Annotated in this window: 4 protein-coding genes; all 4 read left to right on the forward strand. The window is 38.5% G+C overall.

Features of this window, described 5'->3' with window-relative positions; translation table 11 throughout:
- Positions 1-74: 74 nt before the first annotated feature.
- Positions 75-248, forward strand: coding sequence for a hypothetical protein (locus K6Y31_RS21795; RefSeq protein WP_233055143.1), 174 nt, complete (start codon positions 75-77; stop codon positions 246-248).
- Positions 249-609: 361 nt separating this feature from the next.
- Complete coding sequence (locus K6Y31_RS21800) at positions 610-1,746, forward strand: hypothetical protein (protein WP_233055144.1); 1,137 nt, start codon at positions 610-612, stop codon at positions 1,744-1,746.
- A 619-nt stretch (positions 1,747-2,365) separates the two neighbouring features.
- Positions 2,366-2,746 carry a hypothetical protein gene (locus K6Y31_RS21805; RefSeq protein WP_233055145.1) on the forward strand — a complete coding sequence of 127 codons (381 nt, stop codon included), beginning with the start codon at positions 2,366-2,368 and terminating at the stop codon, positions 2,744-2,746.
- Positions 2,747-3,021: 275 nt separating this feature from the next.
- On the forward strand, positions 3,022-3,420 hold the full coding sequence (locus K6Y31_RS21810; protein ID WP_233055146.1) for a tetratricopeptide repeat protein: 399 nt from the start codon (positions 3,022-3,024) through the stop codon (positions 3,418-3,420).
- Positions 3,421-4,000 lie beyond the last annotated feature (580 nt).

Here is a 4,000-nt window from a genome sequence, read left to right on the forward strand (position 1 = left end):
ATCCTCTATGACTACATGGTCAAGTGTATGCAGGAGTTAGCGAAAGCGGAGCCAGATATCGATGCGCTCCTGCCTTGGAACTTCAAACATTAGCAACATCAGCCCGTGGGATCATGGGGCGTTTACACTTAACCGATGCTGAGGTGGCGTATCGCTGGCAGCAATTATTCGCTTTACCATTATTGGTGAGTGATTGGTTAGCCGAGAAGCCACAAAAGAGTGCTGAACAGGCGGTGGTCAGTCAATAGGGGGCTGGTGAAAGGTTACGGCTAGTGAAGCTAAATATAGGGGTGATCAGACAATCAGAAATGCAGCAGCACTAAATTGGGAGTAGTAAAAATTCTACATCAATGTGGAAGGCTTGATTGCGCGTAACATACAGATAAATATGGACATAAAGACTATCCAAATTACCTCGAACTCAGTATATTGGTTCTCAAAATTAAATCAGCTAGCTGAGCGTTGCGTTAAAACGCCATAGCGAGCGATACGTCCCCACGCGGCAGACTTAACAAGTCAATACAACCTACATTGAGTAAGGTGGCGGTGGTTAAGTGATGCGGAAGAAACGATGAGGCTGATTGAAGCGTTATAACGAAAAAGGTAATTATGGACGTAGTAAGTATCAATAAAAAATTCTTAGAAGAAAAAGAGCAGTTACTTACAGCTCGTTTGAAGTTGTTACAAGATAAAGCATTAATTCGTTTTGAAGAAATAACAGGTGTTGGCTCTATTCATTCATTTCATGCAATGATGGGAGCGAACAATAACACTTACGTAGATAGTGTTAACACTGTTTTTTTAGATCCCAATGATTTTATTAGTATGTGGATTGATGGTTTAGGTAAAAGTGTAAGAGAAAAAGCTGCTCTAGGTCGATTAAAGCCAAGAGCACCATATAATAAGGTTAATCGTGAGTTTTTCTTAATGCATGCTCTTCAAGATCATCTCTTAAAAGAGTACCTAATATTATTTCTTACCCGTAACTTTTATCGAAATTTTAAAGAAAGAGTAAGGCACAAACCTAATGAATCTCTTTGGACAATTTGGTTTGGAAGTGGAAATTTAGTGTGGGGATTACTCATTTCTCCTGAAATGAGAAATGATGACTGGGTAAACGACAAATCTGAAATGAGACGGTCAGATTTCAATTTCTGGACAATTAGGCATGTTATGAATACAGGACTAATTGATCCGGATTCTGATGAACCAATGAAATTTCAATCATCAAAGGATTTTGTTCGATTTTACAAAAGTATTTTAAAAAGAGTTTCTAACTCACAGTATGAAAAAGCTATAGCAGATCGTTATATAGACTACTTGAAAAATTCAGACAATGCATATGAAGAGCCTTTTTTAATACCGGAGTTGCGGTATGCAGGAAAAGAGGCTAAACACAAATATCGACTTGATTACACAATACTTAATCCATATACGAATAAACTCGTGGGTTTCGAGATCAGTCCTTCATCAACGCATATGGCTGTAGAAAGGGTCAGAGATGTAAAAAAGATAGACATTAACGAAGACTTATCAAAGAAATGGTCTAAAGAAATGGGCAAGAGAAACGAATACTTCTCTAAGTTTGGTATATCAACGTTAACTTTTACTGATGAAGAACTGAAAGATATAGATTCATGTTTTTCAGTTATAGCTGAATATCTTTCCGAAAGAGGAATTGATAAGAAAAATTTAAGTAATTCAATAAGCTATATAGATGGGCTGTTTGATGAACTTTCGTTATAACACATATGAGCCTCCCGTTTGTCAAGAGGTACGCTGATCCCTTCGACTGTTTTTTCAATCGAATTTAAAGCCAATCAGCAAAGGCGTTTACTTCGCTTTGTCATGCTGTCGTTAGGATATCGCCTACAACAAACACATATTGAGGCTCTCTTAGCACGGTCTCACCGCTGCCTGTTGTTTTTTCATCCATGAAAATAACAGGGGCACTAGACAGTTATCGGTTAACCTCGCGCTAGCACTATTCAAGTCAAAGGTGCTCAAGGCACAGTTAGCTTCAGGCTCAGCCAAGGTGTAAGCGATTTTGCTGATTGTTTTATGCGCGCCAATAAGGTGTCTAATCAAGCCGAAATCGCTTTAAGCATTGGCATAGTGTTCATCGTTACATTAGAAGTCAGGCTTCAAGTATCATGATGTCCACGAGATCCGTGATGCACCAATACGGCTACGGAATGGGGCAAAATCACCAAATTGCGTCTGCTTTATACATAACAGCAGCTAAGCATTTGAAGCTGGCCGGGGAAAGTTGGTCAGTATTTAAGAGGGTGTCCAATCAGTTTTTTCAATCAGTTTTTCGATCTAAAGAGAGTATGAAAATACAATGAGTTTTTCGGCGTTTTTGATGAAATTTCAAGAAGGTGAACCAGCTATAATCCCATGGTCTGAAGCCGAATCGTTTGCTAAGAGTTTTGGTAGTCTAGACAAGGGGGTGGGCGGCTATGAGATTACATTCTCAGATGAAATTATTGCTGACGTAATAGATGTACTTGGAAACCCTGACAAAGGAGTAACTGGTTTTACTCTTAGCAGACCCATAGATGGGCCGGAATTGAAAGAGTTCGTTTTTCTTGCTTTAGAAAAATTCGATATGCTTTTCTTTGATCAGGAATGTGATGTAGGTTACGCAGTAAAGGATATCTCGACGGATATTCCTTCAAGTATGCTCAGTGGTTTTGATGGCTCCATTAAAATAATAGATAGCGCGTGCGACGTATGGGCATAAACTTAATAATCAGAGAGTTTACAGCACCCACCTAAATTTGAAGCTTGTCACATCTGCCAGCTTCAACCACCAGGTGCACCAGTTAAACCCATTGGAGAAGTTTGTCTGTATTTAAGAGGGTGTCCGTTTTCTCCTACGGGACCGATAATTGATTGTTTACTATAGATAAAAATGATGTAAATATTGTTGATATGTTTTAGACGCCGTTTGGGGGCGTTTTTCACCCTACTTGGGTTCTAATAAGCTGTTACATTTCCGCGAATATCGAGAATTAAATGAGTTTAGTGCTAGATCCAGGTATTCATAAAAAGATTGCTGTTCTTAGCAAAGAAGGTAATGAACTATCAAGTGATCATCATTACTCTGAAGCTAGAGCAAAGTACATTGAAGCTATAAAACTTCTTCCTGATCATTTTTCTAATTGGGAAGCAGCTACATGGTTGCTCGTTGCTATAGGCGATACTCATTTCTTTTCTGATAACTTTGAAAAGATGATGAAATCATTTACTAATGCCGTTCAATGTCCAGCAGGTTTGGGTAACGCATATATCCATCTAAGGCTTGGACAAGCTTATTTCGAATTAAACGAGTTAGATAAATCCGCAGATGAATTAACTAGAGCTTATATGGGAGGGGAATGGAAATTTTTATGGAAGATGACCCTAAGTATCTAGCATTCCTCGAAACTAGAATTGAAACATAATAAGTAATAATAAGGGGATACCCACCTAAATTTGAAGTTTGTCACGTCTGCCAGCTTCAACCACCAAGTGCACCAGTTAAACTGACCAGCTAAACCTTGACCAGGATTGTTTCAAAACATATATGAACGAAATTGATTTCTCGAACATAAAATCGATTGAAGCGTATAAGCTTTTTAGATCGGCAAATGGATTAGATCTAATGAGGAAGAAGTTAGGTGATAAAATGCCAAGCTTCGAAAAGATTACATATGATGACTTTGGCGTAGAGAGTACACATGAAATTAATGGGTGGCTAAGGAAGCGGAAAATAGCAATGTTCATTAAATCTTTACCAAGCGGTACTGCTATTAGATGTCATACACCAGAGGTCGGTTTAAATATCCTATCAACGGATAACGTTAGAACTGAACTTACTATAAGCTGGGAGTGTAGTGGTACAACTATTTTGGCCACCTGATTAGAGGTGATAAGATCACCATAACTAAGCAGGTATCAATATGTCAAAACGTACAAGACCAACTTATTCACCAGAATTCCGACTAGAAGTTGC

It is taken from the genome of Motilimonas cestriensis, assembly GCF_021295315.1.
GTDB lineage: Bacteria > Pseudomonadota > Gammaproteobacteria > Enterobacterales > CBDFNC01 > Motilimonas > Motilimonas cestriensis.